17 protein-coding genes are annotated in these 18,779 nt (G+C 69.5%); 15 read left to right on the top strand and 2 right to left on the bottom strand.

Features of this window, described 5'->3' with window-relative positions:
- Positions 1-37: 37 nt before the first annotated feature.
- The 15 genes from Pmi06nite_RS24330 (at position 38) to Pmi06nite_RS24260 (ending at position 17,484) form a co-directional block, all read left to right on the top strand.
- Positions 38-454: a hypothetical protein gene (locus tag Pmi06nite_RS24330; RefSeq protein WP_203955419.1), complete on the top strand. Its 417-nt coding sequence runs from the start codon at positions 38-40 to the stop codon at positions 452-454.
- Between the two features lie 246 nt (positions 455-700).
- Positions 701-3,157 (top strand): ATP-binding protein, encoded by a 2,457-nt coding sequence (locus Pmi06nite_RS24325; protein ID WP_203955418.1) that lies wholly within the window; start codon positions 701-703, stop codon positions 3,155-3,157.
- On the top strand, positions 3,154-3,438 hold the full coding sequence (locus Pmi06nite_RS24320) for a helix-turn-helix domain-containing protein (protein WP_203955417.1): 285 nt from the start codon (positions 3,154-3,156) through the stop codon (positions 3,436-3,438). Before Pmi06nite_RS24325 ends, Pmi06nite_RS24320 begins: the two co-directional genes overlap by 4 nt.
- A gap of 202 nt (positions 3,439-3,640) precedes the next feature.
- A complete protein-coding gene (locus tag Pmi06nite_RS24315) occupies positions 3,641-4,441 on the top strand; it encodes an alpha/beta hydrolase (RefSeq protein WP_203955416.1) in 801 nt (266 codons plus the stop codon).
- A gap of 180 nt (positions 4,442-4,621) precedes the next feature.
- Entirely contained in the window at positions 4,622-5,227 is a 606-nt protein-coding gene (locus Pmi06nite_RS24310; RefSeq protein ID WP_203955415.1) for a DedA family protein, read from the top strand.
- A gap of 202 nt (positions 5,228-5,429) precedes the next feature.
- On the top strand, positions 5,430-6,395 hold the full coding sequence (locus tag Pmi06nite_RS24305) for a GntR family transcriptional regulator (RefSeq protein ID WP_203955414.1): 966 nt from the start codon (positions 5,430-5,432) through the stop codon (positions 6,393-6,395).
- A gap of 33 nt (positions 6,396-6,428) precedes the next feature.
- The gene (locus Pmi06nite_RS24300; protein ID WP_203955413.1) at positions 6,429-8,108 is read left to right on the top strand and encodes an APC family permease; all 1,680 of its coding nucleotides are present in this window, start codon (positions 6,429-6,431) and stop codon (positions 8,106-8,108) included.
- A gap of 49 nt (positions 8,109-8,157) precedes the next feature.
- Positions 8,158-10,212, top strand: a complete 2,055-nt coding sequence (locus Pmi06nite_RS42675) for a PfkB family carbohydrate kinase (RefSeq protein ID WP_203955412.1) — start codon at positions 8,158-8,160, stop codon at positions 10,210-10,212.
- Complete coding sequence (locus tag Pmi06nite_RS24290; RefSeq protein ID WP_203955411.1) at positions 10,209-11,024, top strand: nucleotidyltransferase family protein; 816 nt, start codon at positions 10,209-10,211, stop codon at positions 11,022-11,024. Before Pmi06nite_RS42675 ends, Pmi06nite_RS24290 begins: the two co-directional genes overlap by 4 nt.
- A complete protein-coding gene (locus tag Pmi06nite_RS24285) occupies positions 11,011-11,970 on the top strand; it encodes a metallophosphoesterase family protein (RefSeq protein ID WP_203955410.1) in 960 nt (319 codons plus the stop codon). Before Pmi06nite_RS24290 ends, Pmi06nite_RS24285 begins: the two co-directional genes overlap by 14 nt.
- Positions 11,945-12,541, top strand: coding sequence for an LOG family protein (locus Pmi06nite_RS24280; protein WP_203955409.1), 597 nt, complete (start codon positions 11,945-11,947; stop codon positions 12,539-12,541). Before Pmi06nite_RS24285 ends, Pmi06nite_RS24280 begins: the two co-directional genes overlap by 26 nt.
- Entirely contained in the window at positions 12,534-13,925 is a 1,392-nt protein-coding gene (gene allB, locus Pmi06nite_RS24275; protein WP_239114171.1) for an allantoinase AllB, read from the top strand. The genes Pmi06nite_RS24280 and allB overlap by 8 nt, the downstream gene beginning before the upstream one ends.
- Positions 13,922-14,674 carry an aspartate/glutamate racemase family protein gene (locus Pmi06nite_RS24270; protein ID WP_203955407.1) on the top strand — a complete coding sequence of 251 codons (753 nt, stop codon included), beginning with the start codon at positions 13,922-13,924 and terminating at the stop codon, positions 14,672-14,674. The genes allB and Pmi06nite_RS24270 overlap by 4 nt, the downstream gene beginning before the upstream one ends.
- Positions 14,674-15,861: an allantoicase gene (alc, locus tag Pmi06nite_RS24265; protein ID WP_203955406.1), complete on the top strand. Its 1,188-nt coding sequence runs from the start codon at positions 14,674-14,676 to the stop codon at positions 15,859-15,861. The genes Pmi06nite_RS24270 and alc overlap by 1 nt, the downstream gene beginning before the upstream one ends.
- Positions 15,862-17,076: 1,215 nt before the next feature.
- Complete coding sequence (locus Pmi06nite_RS24260) at positions 17,077-17,484, top strand: Imm10 family immunity protein (RefSeq protein ID WP_203955405.1); 408 nt, start codon at positions 17,077-17,079, stop codon at positions 17,482-17,484.
- On the opposite strand, the gene Pmi06nite_RS24255 is transcribed toward Pmi06nite_RS24260, so the two are convergent.
- Both Pmi06nite_RS24255 and Pmi06nite_RS24250 read right to left on the bottom strand, forming a co-directional pair.
- Positions 17,460-18,230, bottom strand: a complete 771-nt coding sequence (locus Pmi06nite_RS24255) for an Imm32 family immunity protein (RefSeq protein ID WP_203955404.1) — start codon at positions 18,228-18,230, stop codon at positions 17,460-17,462. The two genes, Pmi06nite_RS24260 and Pmi06nite_RS24255, sit on opposite strands and share 25 nt — an antisense overlap.
- 37 nt (positions 18,231-18,267) lie before the next feature.
- Positions 18,268-18,705 (bottom strand): GNAT family N-acetyltransferase, encoded by a 438-nt coding sequence (locus Pmi06nite_RS24250; protein ID WP_203955403.1) that lies wholly within the window; start codon positions 18,703-18,705, stop codon positions 18,268-18,270.
- Positions 18,706-18,779 lie beyond the last annotated feature (74 nt).

Here is an 18,779-nt window from a genome sequence, read left to right as displayed (position 1 = left end):
ATGGGAAACTTGAAGGGCGATGCCGACGGACATAGAGGTGATCCTCAATGACCGACCCGGTGAGCTGGCCCGATTGGGGGAGATCACCGGGGAGTCCGGCGTGAACGTGCTCGGCCTCGCGGCCGTGACGGGCGAGGGTAAGGGCGTGGTCCACATCCTCGTCGTCGACGAGGTGGCGGCCCGGTGCAGGGAAGCACTCGAATCCGCCGGAATGGGCGTGGTCGAGGTGCGCCCGGTCATGGTCGTCGACGTCGAGCACCGCCCCGGCACACTCGGCGAGCTGGCCAGGGAACTCGCCGAGGCCGGCGTCAACATCGACCTGGCCTACACGACCTTCGGCGGCGTGCGGCTCGTGATCGCCACCGACGATCTGGACGCCGCGTCCGCCGCACTCGACTGGCCGCCGGATCGTCCGGCGCCCGATCCCCCCAGCATCTGGGACCAGCCCGAGTGACCCCCGTGGGCTCGCGCCGTCCGCCGTGATCAAGAAGACCTCGCCTCACAGGAAACATCCAGAAAGAGCCGGGGAAGCCTTTTCCCGACCTGGACCCGGCACGCACGCGCTGGTTCAATGATCTCGCCGCGACACCATTCGTGATCTCTTGGTGATCGCCGGTGACGCCGCACGACCTCGGGCGTCGCACTCTTCGGAAGTCTGTACACGTCCGTGTCACCGATGTTTCCAGAGAGGCGTGCGCCCATGGTGTTGTGGGGACGCGACAAAGAGCGCGGCGCGCTGGACGCCCTGGTCGAGGCGGCGCACCAGGGCCTGAGCGGGGTGCTCGTCCTCCGCGGCGACGCCGGGATCGGCAAGACGGCGCTCCTCGACCACCTCGCCGAGTCGGCGCGGGACATCCGCGTCATCCGGGTGGCCGGCGTCGAGTCGGAGGCGGACTTCCCGTTCGCCGCCCTGCACCGGATCTTCGTCCCGTTCCTGCGACGCCAGAACAGGCTCTCCCCTTCCCAGCAGACGGCCCTGCTCGTCGCCTGCGGAGTGGCGGACGGCCCACCTCCCGACCGCTTCCTGGTCAGCCTCGCGGCCCTGTCCCTGCTCGCCGAGGTGGGTGAGTGCGGCCCGCTGTTGTGCTGCGTGGACGACGCGCAGTGGCTCGACGGCGAGTCGGTCGACGTCCTCGCCTTCATCGGCCGCCGGATGTACGCCGAGGGAATCGGCCTGGTGTTCGCCGTGCGCCCCGGCTTCGCGCCTCTGGAGGGCCTGCCGACCCTGGAGGTCGCCGGCCTGGAGGAGCGTCACGCGCTGGAACTGCTGCGATCGGTGGTGGACGGCCCCCTCGACGCCCGGGTCGCCGCACGGATCGTGGAGGAGACCGGAGGCAACCCGCTCGCCCTGACCGATCTGGGCAGAGAACTGTCCGCCGAGCAGCTCAAGGGCGGCCTCGCACTGCCCGAGCCGCTGCCCGTCGGAGGCCGCCTCGAGGCCCACTACCTGCGCCGCGTGCGCGCCCTGCCGCGGGCAGGCCAGACCTGGTTGCTCCTGGCGGCGGCCGAACCGGCAGGTGACCTGGTCTACATCACCGAGGCGGCCGCGCTGCTGGGCGTCACGCCCGACGCCTCCCATCCCGCCGAAGCCGTCCACCTGATCGCGTTGCGGCAGACCGCCGAGTTCCGGCACCCGCTGGTGCGCTCCGCGGTGTACGGCGGGGCCACCAGCGTGGAACGACGCCGCGTACACAGCGCGCTGGCGGCCGTCACCGACCGCCCGGAGCACGCGGACCGCCGCGCGTGGCATCTGGCCGCCGCCTCGATCGGGCCGGACGAAGCGGTCGCCACCGAGCTTGAGAAGGCCGCGGAGCGGGCGGCCGGACACGGCGGGTACGCCGCGCGCGCCACCTTCCTCGCCCGGGCCGCCGAGCTGACACCGGACGGCCACGCCCGCGCTGGACGGTCGCTGGCCGCGGCAGAGGCGGCCTTCGCCGCGGGGGCGCCGCTCCAGGCGCAGACGCTGCTGGACGGGCTCGACACCGTCCTGCTCGACGACATCGGCCGGGGCAGGGCGCTGATGGTGCGCGCCGGCGCCCTCATCGGGCTGGGCGCCGCCAGAGCGTTCGCGCAGGCGCCGCTGCTGGGCCTGAGCGCCGCGTCGGCCTTCGAGGAGCAGGCGCCGGAACTGGCCCGTGACGCCTTGCTGTACACCCTCGAGCGCGCCCTGTCCGCCGAGCATCTCCTCCGGGGCACGACACCGGCCGAGATCGCACGGGCCTGTGATGCCCTGCTGGCGCGCACAGGCGTGTCGGCCGCGCCCGACCTCGTTCTGCGTGCCTTCGCCACGCTGATCAACGACGGCTACGAGCGTGCCACACCGCACCTTCGGCTCGCGGTCGACGCGTTGCTGGACCCGGACACCCCAGACGAGCACGTGACGCGCGGATACAACACTGCCGTCACGTTCTGCATGCTGACGTGGGAATACAAGCAGCGCACCGCACTCGTCACGCGTGCGGCCGACATCGCCCGAAGGACCGGCGCCCTGTGGCACCTGGACTCGGCGTTGTTCTGCGCCTCGATGAACGAGACCATCTACGGCGATCTGGCGGCCGCCGACGCCCTGCTTGTGGAGGGCCACCAGGTGCGCTCGGCCATCGGCGCGACGGCCGACGTGTGGGAGATCTACCGGCATCCCGAGCTCCTCGCCTGGCACGCCGGCGACACCGGGCTCGCCACGACGCTGCGCGGTTCGGCGCGGGCGGCCACCACGCTCGGCCTCGGGGCGATGGAGTCGATCAACCGCATCGGCCTCGTCATCCTGGCTCTCGGCAGAGGCGACTACGCCGAAGCCTGCGCGACCGCACACCATCTCGTGGACACCGACGCTGTCGGGGTGCACTCCCGGGTGCTGCCCGATCTGGTCGAGTCGGCCGCCCGCTCCGGCGACCGCGTGCTCGCGACGTCGGCGCTGAAGACCCTGACGTCCCGCGCCACCGCGAGCGGCACGCCCTGGGCCCACGGCCTGCTGGCGCGTTCCGAGGCGATCCTCGCGCACGGCGACCACGCGGAACCGCTCTACCTCAAGGCGATCGACATCCTCGCCCCGACACGGGCCGCGCCGACCTGGCGCGCGCCCACCTGCTCTACGGGGAGTGGTTGCGGCGGCAGAGACGACGCAGGGACGCCCGCGACCGGCTCCGTACGGCCATGACGGCGTTCGAGGAGATGGGAGCGGCCGGATTCGCGGAAAGGGCCAGGAAGGAACTGCTCGCCACCGGGGAACAGGCCCGCCGGCGGTCCGCCGACGCGACGTCCGATCTCACTCCCCAGGAGATGACGATCGCCAAACTGGCCAGAGGCGGAGCCACCAACGCCGAAATCGCCGCTCACCTGTTCATCAGCACCAATACCGTCGACTACCACCTGCGGAAGATCTTCAGGAAGCTCGGCGTCGGCTCCCGGCGTCAGCTCGTCACGGCCCTGCCCGACTGAACGCGCTCACGACTACGCGCACCACGTGGTTCGAACCCCTGCCGTCTCGATCGACGATCAAGCCGTTGGAGCGACCGCCCCACGACAGGAGCGTGCATGGGATTCGTCACCGCCGTCCCCACGCCTCCCCTGCCGTGATGACGTCGTCGTCCGGCAGGACTTCGCCGCCTACGACGCCGATTTCTTCGGAAGGAACCGCCTCATGACAGCTCCGGACACCATCGTCCTGGTTCACGGCTTCTGGGTGACGCCCCGGTCGTGGGAACACTGGATCACCCATTACGAGAGCAAGGGCTACCGCGTCCTCGCGCCCGCCTACCCCGGCTTCGAGGTCGAGGTGGAGGCGCTGAACGCCGACCCCACGCCCATCGAGCAGGTCACCGTGCCGCAGATCATCGCGTCCCTGGAGAAGCTGATCGACGGTCTGGACACCAGGCCGATCATCATGGGGCACTCGGCGGGCGGCGTCTTCACCCAGATCCTGCTCGACCACGGGTACGGCGCGGCCGGGGTGGCGATCAACTCCGCGCCCACCGAAGGCGTGAAGGTGATCCCGCTCTCCCAGGTCAAGGCGACCTTCCCGGTGCTGAAGAACCCGGCCAACCGGCACAAGGCCGTCGGATTCACCTTCGAGCAGTGGCAGTACGCCTTCACCAACACCTTCCCCGAGGACGAGGCGCGGGCGACGTACGAGCGCTATCACATCCCCGCCTCGGGCAACATCTTCTGGGGCAGCGCGCTGGCCAACATCCATCCCGGCAAGGACGACAACTACGTCGACTACCACAACGCCGATCGGGCGCCGCTGCTGTTCATCTCCGGCGAGCTGGACCACCTCATGCCGCCCAAGATCCAGCAGTCGAACGCCAAGCACTACAAGGCGCCGGACACCGTCACCGAGATCAAGGAGTACGCGGGCATGGCCCACCTCCTCCCCGCGCAGAAGGGCTGGGAGGAAGTCGCCGACTACGCCCTGACCTGGGCGCTGAACAACGCGCGGTAGGACCGTACCGCCGGCCGGGGGGCGGCTCCCGCGAGGGCCGCTCCGTGCGCGCGGTAGGAGACGCGGGCCGATCGGACGACGGGAGTACTCTCCGTCTCCTCCTTGTGGCCGAGGGGAATCAGGGGCATGTCAGGGTCGCGCCCGATGTCCCCTGAATCCTGCTCGACAAGGCTTGATCTCGTGCTGGACGTCCTGCGAGACCAGAATCTCCTCATCGTCTGCGCCGCCCTGTTCGGTTTCCTCGTCCTCGACGGCATGCTGCTGATCGGTCTCGTCATCCCGGCCGACGCGCTCATCCTCCTGGCGGGCACCACGGCGGGCGGGCCGGCGGAGGTGGCGGCAGTGATCGCCTCAGGCGTGGCCGGATGTGTCACGGGCGCCTCCGCCGGCCATTTCCTCGGCCACCGGTACGGCTCCCGCCTGTTGCACGGCCGGTGGGGCTCCCGAATCGGCGACGACCGGTGGCGGCAGGCCCGCGACGTCCTCAACCGCAGCGGCCCGGCCCTCGCGTTGTCGTATTTCCTCCCGGTCATGGACTCGGTCATCCCGGTCCTGGCCGGGACGCTCGGCATGCCGTACCGGCGGTTCATCGTCTGGGTCGTCCTCGGCGGAACCGCATGGGTGTCGGCGGACACGATCGCGGGATACGCCGCGGCGGAGATCGGGAACGGCTATCTGCTGCTCATCGTCGCGGTCGTGCTGATCGGCGCGTCCGCCACCGTCCGGCTGCGCCGCTCCCGCCGTACGGAGGACGTCGAGACGCCTGAGACCGCCGACGCCGCATGATCACGCACGGTGTCTCCCCTGGTCATGGGGTGAATTCCCGAACCTGCGCATGATCACGGTTGGCGTTCGCCCTGATGGGAGGGCATCTCGCCGAACCTATGCATGATCACGGCCGAGGGGAGGGGGCGGGAGTGGGGTATCGCCGCTGAAACGCAACATCGGAGTAATAGATTAGAAACTTATAATCTATTAGGTTCCCTCTATGAGGCCGACAGAGTCGACGGACTCCCCATCCGCTGAACTGCCCGTGGAGATCGATCGTGCGTCACCGCTCCCCTACCACGAGCAGATCTACCGGCTGCTGCTCGACCTGATCGTCTCCGGACGCCTGGCACCCGGTCAGAAGCTGGTGCAGGAGAAGGAGTACGCGGCGCGCCTGGGAGTCAGCCTCGCCCCGGTGCGGCAGGCCATCCTGGCGCTCACCAAGGACGGCTATCTGACCAGGACCCGGGGACGCGGCACCTACGTCCGCGAGGTCAAGGTCGGCACCGACATCCAGTTGCTGTCCAGCTTCACCGCGACGCTCGCCGCGACCGGCCTGCCCGTCGCCATGCGCATCCTGGCCGCGGAGACCGTCCCGGCCTCCGAGCAGGTCGCCGCCGCACTGGGGCTGCCCGTCGGAGCCGAGGTCCTCCATCTGCGCAGGGTCGCGTTCCTGGCGAGCGAGCCCGTGGTGCTGCTGTCGGCGTCGTTACCGGTGTCGCTGTTCCCCGGCCTTCCCGACGCCGACCTCAGCGGCTCGCTCTACGACCTGCTGCGCGAGCGGCACGGGACGGTGATGACCTCCGCGCGCAACGTCATCGAGGTCGTCAGGGCGCTCCCCGAGCACGCCGGCCACCTGCAGGTCCCCGTCGGGGAGGCACTGCTCCGCATCGAGTCCGTCACCCGTGACCAGCACGGTACGGCGGTGGAGTTCTCCCGGGTCCTCTACCAGGCCGACCGGTTCAGGTTCGAGATCGAAAGTCGCCCCGAACACGGCGTCGGCTTCCATCCGTCCCCGGCACCCGCCGAGCAGGCGGCCCCCAGTACTCCCGCCACGACCACCGACTCCACCGACTCCACCCCCCACCTCCCATCCGGCCAGATCTCCCAAGCACACCAGACACCCCCGACGGCACCACGCGAGAGTCCGGCCGCACCGACGCTGCCTGGCTCCGCAGCTCCATAGCACCACCGCTCCGCAGAGAGAGGGGCCATCGCCGTGGCCATACCGAGTCAACTCCCAGCGTCGTCCTCTGACGGGCAGGCAGGCGTCTTCATCCGGAACGCCACCGGGCTGATCCGCGAGGTGTCGTTCTTCGACGCCTTCGTCATGAACACCTTCGGCATGAACGTCGCGGTCGGCGGCGTCTTCCTCTTCCTCCAGGCACAGACGGCGTTCTCCGGGGGCAACATGCTGCTCTCGGTCGTCATCGGCACCGTGCTCATGGCGTTCACGCTGCTGCGGGTATACGCGGAGTTCTCCGCCGCGATGCCGCGCTCCGGCGGGGACTACGTGTTCGTCAGCCGGACCCTGCACCCCATCCTCGGTTTCCTCCTCTCCTGGAGCCAGGGCCTCTGGATGATCTTCTTCTGGATCGGGTTCAACGCCTACTTCGCCCTGACCTTCGCGGTCCCCGCGGCGCTGGCCACCCTCTCCTCGGTCACCGGCCAGTCGGTGTGGCTCGACATGAGCAACGGCCTGCTCGCCAAGCACGACCTGCTCGGCATCACCACCCAGTGGTGGGTGCTCGGACTCGGCACGATCATCACGGTCGGCTTCGGCGTGCTCATCGTCCTGGGCGGCCAGCGCTACTGGCGGTGGCAGAAGGTCCTGTTCGCCGTCGCGGGGCTCAGCCTGCTCGTCTCCTTCGCCCTGCTGCTCTTCAGCGGCGGTCACATCTCCGCCGGCTGGAACGACTTCGCCGGCAGGAACCACGGCCTGACCTTCGACCAGATCATCCCCGCGGCCGAGAAGGCCGGTTACACCGGCAACGGCGCGTCGTTCAGCTTCAGCGACACCCTGCTCATGCTCCCGTGGGTGTTCTTCGTCGTCGGGTACGCCCAGGGTTCCGCGCAGATCGGCGGCGAGATCAAGCGCGCGTCCAAGACCCAGTACCGGGCCATGGTCGGCGGCGTCCTGATCAACGGCCTCGTCCTCGCCCTGATCACGATCGTGCTCACCGCGCACGTGAGCCCCAAGTGGCTGGGCAGCCTGGGATACCTGGCCAGTTCCGCCCCCGACACCCTCGGCCTGCCCGCCGGGCTGCCTCCGGGGTTCAACTTCCTCGCGGCCCTGCTCACCCACAACGTCGTCCTGCTCCTCCTGATCGGCATCGGCTTCGTGATCTGGGCGGTCATGGGCACCCCGTTGTCGATGATGCAGTCGACCAGGTACATGCTGGCCTGGTCCCTGGACCGGACGGTCCCGCAGCGGCTCGGCGACGTCAGCGAGCGTTTCCACACCCCGGTCAAGGCCATCGCCCTGTGCGTCGTCACCGGCGAGATCGCCCTGGTCGCGCTGGTCAACTGGTCCGACGCCAGCCTGCTCGGTGCCCTGCTGGCGCAGATCCTGGCGTTCATCATCGTGTCGCTGGCCGGAATGGTGTTCCCGTACCGGCTGCGCAACATCTGGGAGTCGGCCGGCGGCAAGCGCGTGCTCGGCGTCCCGACGGTCGCTCTGGCCGGGGCGGGAGGCGTCGTCGCCCTCGGCGCCCTGATGGTCATGTTCATCACCGACGACACGATCAACTCGACGTTCGCGGTCACGCGGCAGCTGTCCCTGTGGTTCATGATCGGCGTCGTCGTGATCGGAATCGTCTGGTACGCCGGCGCCCACCTGGTCAACAAGAGCCGGGGAGTCGACCTCGGCCTGGTCTACCGGGAGATCCCTCCGGAGTGACCCTCCGCCCGCGTCCCGGCCATCCCGCGATATCGAAGGAGCTGTTCAGATGCGTCCCATCCGTGCCGCCGGCCCGCGGCGAGTGCTGGTCATCGGCAACCTGACCATCGACGACGTCGTACGGTCCGACGGCACGGTGCGCATGGCGAGCCCGGGCGGCAACGTCGTGTACGCGGCGCTCGCGGCGCGGCTGTGGAACCCGGCAGTGGGGATCGTCACCCGGCGTGGCGACGATCTTCCCGCCGAGATCCTGACCACCCTCGAACGCCTGGATGTGGACACCTCGGGAGTGCGGACCGTGGACGGCCCCACGATCCGCAACTGGGTGATCTACGAGCAGGACGGGCGGCGGCACTGGATCTACCGCACGCCCGCGGAACGCTCGACGGAGGTGGCGGTCCGGCCGGAGGACATCCCCTCAGGCCCGCTGGGCGAAGCCTCGGTCGTGCACCTCGCGGCGATGCCGCTCGCCGCGGCCGCCGCCCTCGTCGAGCACATCAGGAACGAGGCCCCCGACGCCCTCATCACCCTCGACACCCACGAGGACTGGGTGGGCGACCCCGAGGCAGTGCTCGACCTGGCCGCCCGCGTCGACGTGTTCGTCCCGAGCCGGGAGGAGCTCGCCGGAGTGGCCGGCTACGACGACCCCGCCAAGGCCGCGGCCGGCCTGCGGCAGCGGGGGGTTCCCGCCGTGGTGGTGAAGCTCGGCTCCGACGGCGCGCTCGTCGACGCGGAGGGGCTGCCCGGCCAGGCGCGCGTCGGCGCCTACCCGGCCGATGTCGCGGACACCACCGGCGCCGGCGACACCTTCTGCGGTGCGCTGGCGGCCGCGCTCGCCGCGGGATTGCCCCTGCTCGACGCCGTACGGCGCGGCGCGGCGACCGCGGCCTGGGCCATCGCCGAGTTCGGGTCGCTCGCGCTGGCCGGACTCGACGCGGAGACGGCACGACGAAGGTTCGAGGCCCTCGAGCACGCCCCGGAGGCCTCGGCATCAGGTTCCGCGGCCATGCCGTACGACATCGACGTGATGCGCCGGGAGATCGACATGATCCCGGAAGTGATCGTCCAGCGGCTGGCCGACCCGGACGGGCAGTCGGAGCGGATCGCGCGCATCCTCACCGAACGCGGCATCGAACACCTCTTCCTGGTCGGCTGCGGCGACTCCCACTTCGCAGGTCTGGCCACGGCCCTGGCGTTCCAGCGGCACACCGCGATCTCCGCACGCGCCGTGCACGCCCTCGACTTCGCCCGCTACCAGGTGCGCTACCTGCCCGAACGCAGTGCCGTCATCTGCGTCTCGTTCTCCGGGAAGGTGGGCCGCACCACGGAGGCGGCGACGCAGGCCCGCCGCTTCGGGCACCTGTCCATCGCCCTGACCAACAACCAGACCGGCGCCCTGGCCGAGGCGGCCGAACTGGTGCTTCCCATCGGTGTGCCCACCCTGGGGTTCTCCCCCGGCACCAGCACCTACCTCGGCATGGTCGCCACCCTCGACGACCTGGCGCTGCGCTGGGCCGCCGCCCGGGGACGCGACACCGCGGCCGCGCGCGACGCGCTCCTCGCGATCCCACGGCTGGCCGAGCAGACCCTGCGCGCCAACGCCGGGCCCGCGGAGAAGGCGGCCCGCTCCCTCGCGGGGCAGAGCTGGATCACCTTCCTCGGCGGGGGTCCGAACGAGTCGTCGGCCAAGTTCGGCGCGGCCAAGCTGTTCGAAGGCCCCCAGGTCCTCGGAGTGAGCACGAACATCGAGGAATGGGCGCACGAGGAGTACTTCGTCAGCTCCGCAGGCACCCCCGTGGTCATGGTGGCGCCCTCAGGAGCATCGGCCGACCGGGCCGCGGAGATCCTGAGCGAACTCGACTTCATCGGAGCCTTCCCGATCGTCGTCAGCGACGTCGCCCCCCGAGTGCCCGCGCTGCACCTGCCCCTCGCCGCCGCCGTGCCGGAGGAGTTCTCGCCCCTGCTCGCCGCGCTCCCGTTGAGCCTCCTCGGATTCCATCTCGCCGAGACCCTGGGCAAGAAGAGCTACAACTTCCCCAGCGAAGCGGCGAAGTCCGAGCATTACGACACGATCCACCGCATCGTGATTGGAGAGCCGGCATGACCACCGCTGGGCCGTCTTCCGCATCCCCTCCGGGCGCACCCCTCGCCGACATCGAGGCCGAGGCGGCCCGCCTCATCTCCGCCTTCGCCACGCGCGGCCTGGCCGTACGGCTCGTCGGCGGTCTCGCGGTCGCCCGGCACCGGCACCGCGACGTCCCCGCCACGCTGCGCCGCACCTACGGCGACATCGACCTGGTGATCCACCCGAAAGAGGGCAAGGCGTTCAAGTCGGCCATGGTGGACCTCGGCTACGCGCCCAACGTGCGCTTCAACAACATGCGCGGCGACCGGCGGATGTTGTTCACCGACGAGCCGAACGCCCGCAAACTCGACGTCTTCGTCGGCGGCTTCCAGATGTGCCACAGCATGGACCTGGCCGGACGCCTGTCCCTGCATCCGGAGACCCTCTCGCCCGCCGACCTGCTCCTGACCAAACTGCAGATCGTGGAGGTCAATCGCAAGGACCTGACCGACGCCCTCACGATCCTGCTGACCCACGAGGTCGCACCCTCCGACGTCCGAGGCGCCGACCCCGACCACGTCAGCTCCGACCGGCTCATCGATGTGACCAGCGGCGACTGGGGCTGGTACACGACCGTCACCGACAACCTCGCCCGCCTGCCCGAACTCGCCGCGGAACTCCTGCCGGAGCCGGAGGCGACGGTCGTCACCGACCGGGCGCGCGGGATCGCCGACACCCTGTCCGCCGCCCCGAAGTCGCTCAAGTGGCGAGCCCGCAACACCGTGGGCCGTCGTATGACCTGGTATGACCTCCCCGACGAGATCGGAGGGCCGATCGATGCGCAGCCATGACATCAAGATCTTCTTCGCCACCGACATCCATGGATCCGACCGCTGCTTCCGCAAGTTCGTCAACGCCGGCAAGTTCTACGGCGCCGACGTGCTCATCATGGGCGGGGACATCACCGGCAAGATGCTCGTCCCGATCGTGGAGGCCGCGGGCGGACGGTACCGGTCCCACGTGTTCGGCCGAGACCGCGAGGTGGAAGCCGAGGAACTTCCCGCCCTGCGCAAGCTGATCGCCGACGGCGGCCTCTACGCCTACGACACCACACCCGATGAGATCGCCGAGTTCCGCGAGCGGCCCGAACTCGTCGAGGAGACCTTCCGCAAGCGCATGCACGCGACGCTGACGGCCTGGATGTCCCTCGCAGAGGAACGCCTGGCCGGGACCGGCATCATGTGCCTGCTCGCCCCCGGCAACGACGACCCGTTCTTCATCGACGACGTGCTCCGGTCCTCCACCATGCTGATCAACCCCGAGGGACAACTGGTCGAGCTGCCCGGAGGATTCACGATGATCTCCGTCGGCTACTCCAACCCGACGCCGTGGGCCTCCCCCCGGGAACTGCCGGAAGACCAGCTCGCCGAGCGCATCGACCGCGAGGCCGCCAAGGTCGCCGACACCTCCAAGGCGATCTTCAACCTGCACGTGCCGCCCAAGGACACCCCGATCGACCAGGCCATGGCACTGGACGAGGAGTTCCGCCCCGTGCTGAAGTCCGGCAGCCCGGTGATCACCGGAGTCGGCTCGTCGGCCGTCCGCGACGCGATGGCGACCTACCAGCCCCTCCTCGGCCTGCACGGGCACATCCACGAGTCCCGGGGCGAGGCTGCGATCGGCAGGTCCCGCTCGATCAACCCCGGCAGCGAGTACTCCGAGGGCGTCCTGCGCGGCGCACTGATCAGCCTGTCGACCAGGAAGGGCGTCCGTGGGTACCAGCTCGTCGCCGGATGACGCCCCCACGGCGCCGTCGCCGGTCGTGGCCGTCATCGGTTCCGCGCGCATCGAGGAACCCGACCCGGCCTGGCAGGAGGCCCTCACACTCGGCACCGCGCTCGGCGCACGCGGCTGGACGGTCATGACCGGCGGGTACGGCGGCCTCATGGGCGCGACCGCACGCGGCGCCCACGAGGCCGGCGCCACCGTGATCGGGCTGCCCATGCGCGGCTGGGCGACGCTGACCCCGAGCCCGTGGTGCACCGAGCTGCGCTGGGCCGGCGACTACTCCGACAGGCTGCGCCATCTACTCACCGCCGACGCGGTCGTCGCCCTGCCCGGAGGGATCGGCACACTCGCCGAGGCCGCCGTCGTCTGGTCGGCCCTGCAGACCGAGCCCGGCGCGGCCCGGCTGGTCCTGCTCGGACCGCGATGGCGCAGGCTGCGCGAGGCCTTCGCCGCCGACCTGGTCATCGGCCCCGACGACCTCGGCCTGGCGCCCGTGGCCGGCGATGTCACCGAGGCGGTCTCCCTGCTGGACGCCGCGCTGGCCTCCGGACCCGCCACCGCGCTGGGCCCCCGTGGCTGACCTGCCCGCACCCTCCCCTGAGGCGGCGCCCGACCTCGTGATCCGGGCCGCACGGGCGGTCACCCCCGATGGAGAGGTCCCGGCCGTCGTGACCGTCCGGGCCGGCCGGATCGTGACGGTCGAACCGTACGTGACGGACGCACCGCCCGGCGGCTTCGCGGAGGTCGTCGACCTCGGCCCCGACGTGGTGCTGCTCCCCGGGCTGGTCGACACGCACGTGCACGTCAACGAACCCGGCCACTCCGACTGGGAGGGCTTCGCCAGCGCCACCCTGGCCGCCGCGGCCGGCGGCATCACCACCCTCGTCGACATGCCGGTCGACAGCGTCCCCGCGACCGTCGGCGTCGCGGCCCTCACCGCCAAGCGGGCCGCCGCCACCGGCCGATGCCACGTCGACGTCGGCTTCTGGGCCGGAGTCACCCCCGGCAACACCGCGGAACTCGCCGCGCTCCACCACGCGGGCGTGCTGGGCTTCAAATGTTTCCTGGCGGACACCGGCGCCCCCGATCTCCCGCCGCTGTCGCCCGACCAGCTCACCTCGGCGATGCGGACGCTGCGCGACTTCGACGGCCTGCTCCTCGTCCACGCCGAGAGCGACGCCGAGCTCACCGTCAGCCCGCCCGCGCACGGGCGCCGCTACGAGGACTTCCTCGCCTCACGACCCGGCCGAGTCGAGGACACCGCCGTGGCCGCGGTCGTCGACGCCGCACGACGAACCGGAGCACGCGCCCACATCGTCCACCTGTCCAGCGCCACCGCGCTGCCGCTGATCGCCGCCGCTCGGCGCGACGGAATCAGAATCACCGTCGAGACGTGCCCCCACTACCTGGCGCTGACCGCGGAGGAGATCCCCGACGGCGCCACCGAGTATGCGTGCTGCCCGCCGATCAGGGACACCGCCAACCGCGACCTTCTCTGGGCGGCGCTGCGCGACGGCACCCTCGACCTCGTCGTCTCCGACCACTCCCCCTGCGCCGCCGGGCTCAAGCACCTCGACACCGGGGACTTCGGCGCCGCCTGGGGAGGCATCTCCTCCCTCCAACTCGCCCTGCCCGTCGTGTGGACCGAGGCCCGCGGGCGCGGGATCCCCTTGACCGAGGTCACCCGGTGGATGAGCGAACGCCCGGCACGCCTCGCGGGCCTCACCGCCAAAGGCCGGATCGCCCCCGGCCACGACGCCGACCTGTGCGCCTTCGCCCCCGACGAGCAGTGGACGGTCCACCCGGACGACCTGCACCACCGGCAGCCCGTCACCCCCTACACCGGCCGCCGCCTCCACGGAGTCGTCCGCCGCACCTGGCTGCGCGGACGCGACATCGACCCGCTCCGCCCCGCCGGACGACTGCTGACCCCTACGGCCGACCGCCTGGAGGACACCCCGTGAAGATCCTCGTCGTCAACCCCAACACCTCGGCGTCGACGACCCGCGCCATCAAGGAGACCGCCCTGCGCGCGGCCTCACCGGGCACCGAGATCCTCGCCGTGCAGCCGGCCTACGGGGCCGACGCCATCGACTCCGCGATGGAGAGCTACCTGTCCGCGGTCGCCGTGATGGACCGCGTCCTGAGCGTCGCCGAGCCGTACGACGCCGTGGTGATGGCCGGGTTCGGCGAGCACGGGCGAGAAGGCCTGCAGGAGATCGTCGACGTCCCCGTCCTCGACATCGCCGAGAGCTCCGCCCACGTGGCCCAGATGATCGGCCGCAGCTACTCGGTCGTCACCACACTGCAGCGGTCGGTCGGCGCCATCGAGGACCGGCTGCGGCTCGCCGGCCTGGCCGACCGCTGCGCCTCCGTCCGCGCCTGCGGCCTGTCCACCTCGGACGTCGACCGCGACCCGGCCGCCGCCATGGAGGCCATCGTCGCCGAGGCCTCCATCGCTGTACGGTCCGACCACGCCGAGGTCGTCTGCCTCGGCTGCGGCGGCATGGCCGGCCTGGACGAGGCCATCTCCGCACGCCTCGGAGTGCCGGTCGTCGACGGCGTCGCCGCGGGCGTGCGCCTGGCCGAGGCGGTGGTGGGACTCGGCCTGCGCACCAGCAAGGTCTGCACCTACGCCCGCCCGGAACCCAAGGAGATCACCGGGTGGCCGATCTCCTGGATCCTCGGCGGCGACGTCGGCACGGAGGCCTGATGAACACCTTCGCGCCCGCAAGCGCCGACCTCGCGTCCCGCTGGCTCGGTGGCAGCGTGATCTCCGCCAGCGACGAGTCGTTCGGCTTCAAGGAGAACCTGCTGGTCCCGGCCGCCGCCGACTTCACCCCCGGCCGCTACGACCACCGGGGTGAGATCGTCGACGGCTGGGAGACCCGGCGCAGACGCGGCGAACCCGGACACGACTGGGCCGTCGTCCGGCTCGGCGCGCCCGGCGTGATCACCCGGATCGACGTGGACACCAGCTTCTTCACCGGCAACTTCCCGCCGACCTGCCAGGTCGAGGCGTGCGGGCTCGAGGGCTATCCCGCACCCGCCGAACTCGCCGCCGCGGACTGGGCCGAGATCGTGCCGGTCAGCCCCCTCAGGGGAGACAGCCACAACCTCTTCACCGTGACCGACCTCCGCAGGTTCACCCATGTCCGCCTGTCGATCCACCCCGACGGAGGAGTCGCCCGGCTCCGCGTCCACGGCGTGGTGGTCCCCGACCCCCGGCGATGGGACGGTCTCACCATCGATCTGGCGGCGCAGGAACACGGCGGACTCGTGGTGGCCGCGAGCGACGACTTCTACAGCTCTGCCGAGGTGCTCAACCGCCCCGACCGCGCCCGCACGATGGGCGAAGGCTGGGAGACCAGCCGCCGCCGCGACGACGGCCACGACTTCGCCGTCATCAACCTCGCGGCGACCGGCCGACTCCGCCAGATCGAGATCGACACCAGCCACTTCAAGTACAACGCCTCCGCGGAGGTCGAACTGCACGGCTGCGTGCTCGGCGACGGCACGCCGCCTCCCCCGGCCGACTCCTCCTCGTGGTTCCGGCTGCTGCCGCGCACCGCCGTACGGCCGGACACGCGGCACCTGTTCACGCTCGACCGGCCCAGCGCCCCGGTGACCGCCGTGCGGATCGACGCCTATCCCGACGGGGGCATCTCACGAGTCCGGCTCGTCGGAGCACCGGAGCCGGGCGCCCGCCGCAGCGCGGGACTGCGCTGGTTCGGCCTGCTCCCCGACAGCCAGGCCGCGGCCTGCCTGACCGGCGCCGGCGTCTCCCCAGAAGACGTCTCCGCGGTGCTGGCCGCCCGGCCACTCGGCGAGGACCTCTCCGCGGTGCCGGCGGGCCTCGCCGTGACGGTCCTCACCGAGTGGATCGACGGCCGGCCGTAGGCGCGTTCGTCGGGACTTCGTGCCGCCCCGCGCCCGACCTCGTGGACCGCCCTCTCAGCGGACCCCCAGCCAATAGAAGACGAAGACGAGAGCCCATAGCGCAATAATGGCCATTGGCAGGCCAGGCATTACTTGAACTGCCGTCCGTCGAACCCGGATCAACCGCCTAGGTGCCAAGCCGACGAAGAGCCCCACTACCAGCCAAACAAGGGGAGTGGCAAGCCATCCGAAGCTACCTATGGTTAGCCACATACCCATTGGGCCACATGCAGTGGCCCAGGATTTCCTGTACAGATCAAAATCACACCCATGCATGACCTGCCCGCTCACCATGGCACCGGCGACGAAGGCCGCGACCCACGCCATGATCGCGGTAAGCATCGCCCGGGAAACCCGCACCTCCGGTCGCGAGGACTCCGCACCCGCGACCGTTGAGTCGGTCGAAACATCAGCCATGATCGGCATCGTACGTTCGCCTCGATCGTCAGCGAGTCGAGGGCAGAGATGGCCGGGGCTCTTTGGGGGCGCACGGCTTCATAAAGTGCCGGCAAGCGATGACAACGAACGGAAACGTTTTCCAGGCCGCTTGTGGTTCAGAGCGAATCCGTGCAGGTAGAGAGCGTGCGCAATCTGAACCCGGCCTACGGTCCGACTCGATCCCCGTCTCCCAATCGCTGCGTCGGCCCCCGGTCCTTCCCCCGTAGTTGAAGGAGGGTATCCGCAAACGAATTCACCAGTAGGAGGCCGGACATGATTCCCAAGATTATGAGCCAGTACGACCAAGGCATGTTTGCGAACACAGGGCTGAACGCTATGCCAGCGGCCAACCACCCGAACATGACCAGCGCGAGACCACGCGCAATCCTAAGGCGAAGAGATCGCGGAGGCTGCATGCCGCACACTCTCCCACGAGCGGAGGTCCTCCCGCCAGATCACCTCCGCGCACACTGGTCCCCGCCTGAGTGACGAACTGTGTGACAACGCCGATGGATGACCATGGACACTCGCGGACGACAGCAGTCGGTTCCCACCGACGAATACTCGACGTGGTCGGCTCAAACCAGTAGTGCCGTTACCTGATAAGGAAGCCGTCCCCACCGCCAGGCTTGGCCCTCCGACGCCGGCCTGCTGCCGCTACGCGGTGGGTCGGCAGCCCACAGACGAGAGATCCGGGCAAGGGCAAGCGCTGCGATTCCAGAAACGAGGTGTTAGTGCGTGATCACGATAATGATTCAAGAGGTCGGCATTGAGGATGAACCCCCTTTATTGTTGGTGGGAATGGCCGAATCTTCCGAAGACGAGGGGCGAGACTTCGTCTTCCAGTGTGATCTCCGACGCAACGACTATCAGGAAAATAGCAACTGGCCGGAAGGAGAGTCTTACTGTGTCGCAAACGAAAGTGGACTCACCAATTATGGTGCAGTGCGTGAAGTCGAGCTTAAGAATGACTCTCTTCGCGTGGTCTTCACTGACGCAGCCGTACAGGGCCTGAGATTGGACGATTCCGAATACGAGTTTCGCATCGACTCTGACGGTTTCCATCCACAGGAGTTTCGCCGATATCTGCGCAAGGTTCTTACATGTGGAAGGCCGGAGTATCACCCTCGGCTTCTTGGGTTATAGGTCGGCGACGCCACTGAATGCAGTGTCCGCTCAGGAGCCGACGGCCACTTCTCCAATGCTGTGACGATCTCCGCCAACTGGGTCTCGAAGGTCGCCGGGTCGGCCTCGACGTTTTCAATGGTGCGCCACAAGTCGACGAGTCGGTCTTCCAACTCGCCTCGCTCGATGAGCTTGTCAGCGAGCGAAAGGCCGTCCAGAGAAGGCTTCGCTACTTCGCGTGCCCAACGATTTCCGGCCGCGTCCGCAGTGATCCCTCGCCCCGCAAGTTCCACGGCTGTGAACCGAACCCTGGGATGAGCCGCTACCGCGAGGAACACGCCCAGGGACACTGAGTTCCGCACGGCCATTCCGTGCGCGGGCATTCCACCATGGGGGCTGTTGACGACCAAGGGGGCTGAGCCTTCTGCGAGGTAAGCATGGTCGGGGTAGAAGTCGATGTGGAGATGGCCGCCATCATTGCTTTCTGCTAAGGCCAGGATGTTGTCAGCGAGAAGCTTGAGAGCGCCGCGCGCACCGGCAATGGACAGGGATCGACTCTCAGGGACGGCGGCAACAAGGACTGATTGACCATCCACCGTGTCGACGCGCACGTCTGTGAGCACGGTCTGGCCGACCACGGTGTCGGGAGCGATCTCGGCGGCCATCGAGCCCGAACCACGGGTCAACAGCTCGGCGAGGTGCCTGAGGGCGGCACGATCGGCAGACAAGTCGATCTCGCCGGTTGAGGTGAAAAATAGGATCTTCATACTGCCCCCAGGGCCCGCAGGCCGACTCGTCCGGTGCTCACTGAAGTCTCAGGGTGATGAACGGGTCGTCGTCTTCCGGTGGAAGGTAGCGGGACACCTCCACGAACCCGTGGGACAGCGCGAACCGCAACCCGTCCACGTTGGACGCCAGAACTATGGTCTCGATCGTCCTGGCGCCCGACGCCCGGGCGTGCGCCATCTCCCGCGCGAAGAACTCCTCCCCGTACCCGTTTCGCCGATGAGCGGGAAGCACCCGGACGATCACCGTGGCGGTCGCCGAGTCGCCCACCGGGGGACGCACGGTCGCGCAGCCGACGAGCACGTCGTCGAGATACGCCACCTCCAGGCGGTTGCGCACGACCCGCTCACGCACGTCGTCGGGCGACAGGGGGTCGGTCGGAATGATCGCGTTGTGGACGTGCCGCCAGTCTTCGAGCGTGGCGTCGCCCACCGGTTCGATGCGGAGGAGAGGCATCGCGACACTCAACGGCATCGGCCATTGGAACGTCAACCGCTTAATCACCCAGTACCCCTACAAACCGCGCAATT

The sequence above is a fragment of the Planotetraspora mira genome (assembly GCF_016863275.1).
GTDB lineage: Bacteria > Actinomycetota > Actinomycetes > Streptosporangiales > Streptosporangiaceae > Planotetraspora > Planotetraspora mira.
The sequence above is the reverse complement of the archived record's forward strand: the minus strand, read 5'-3'. Positions and strand labels throughout refer to the sequence as shown.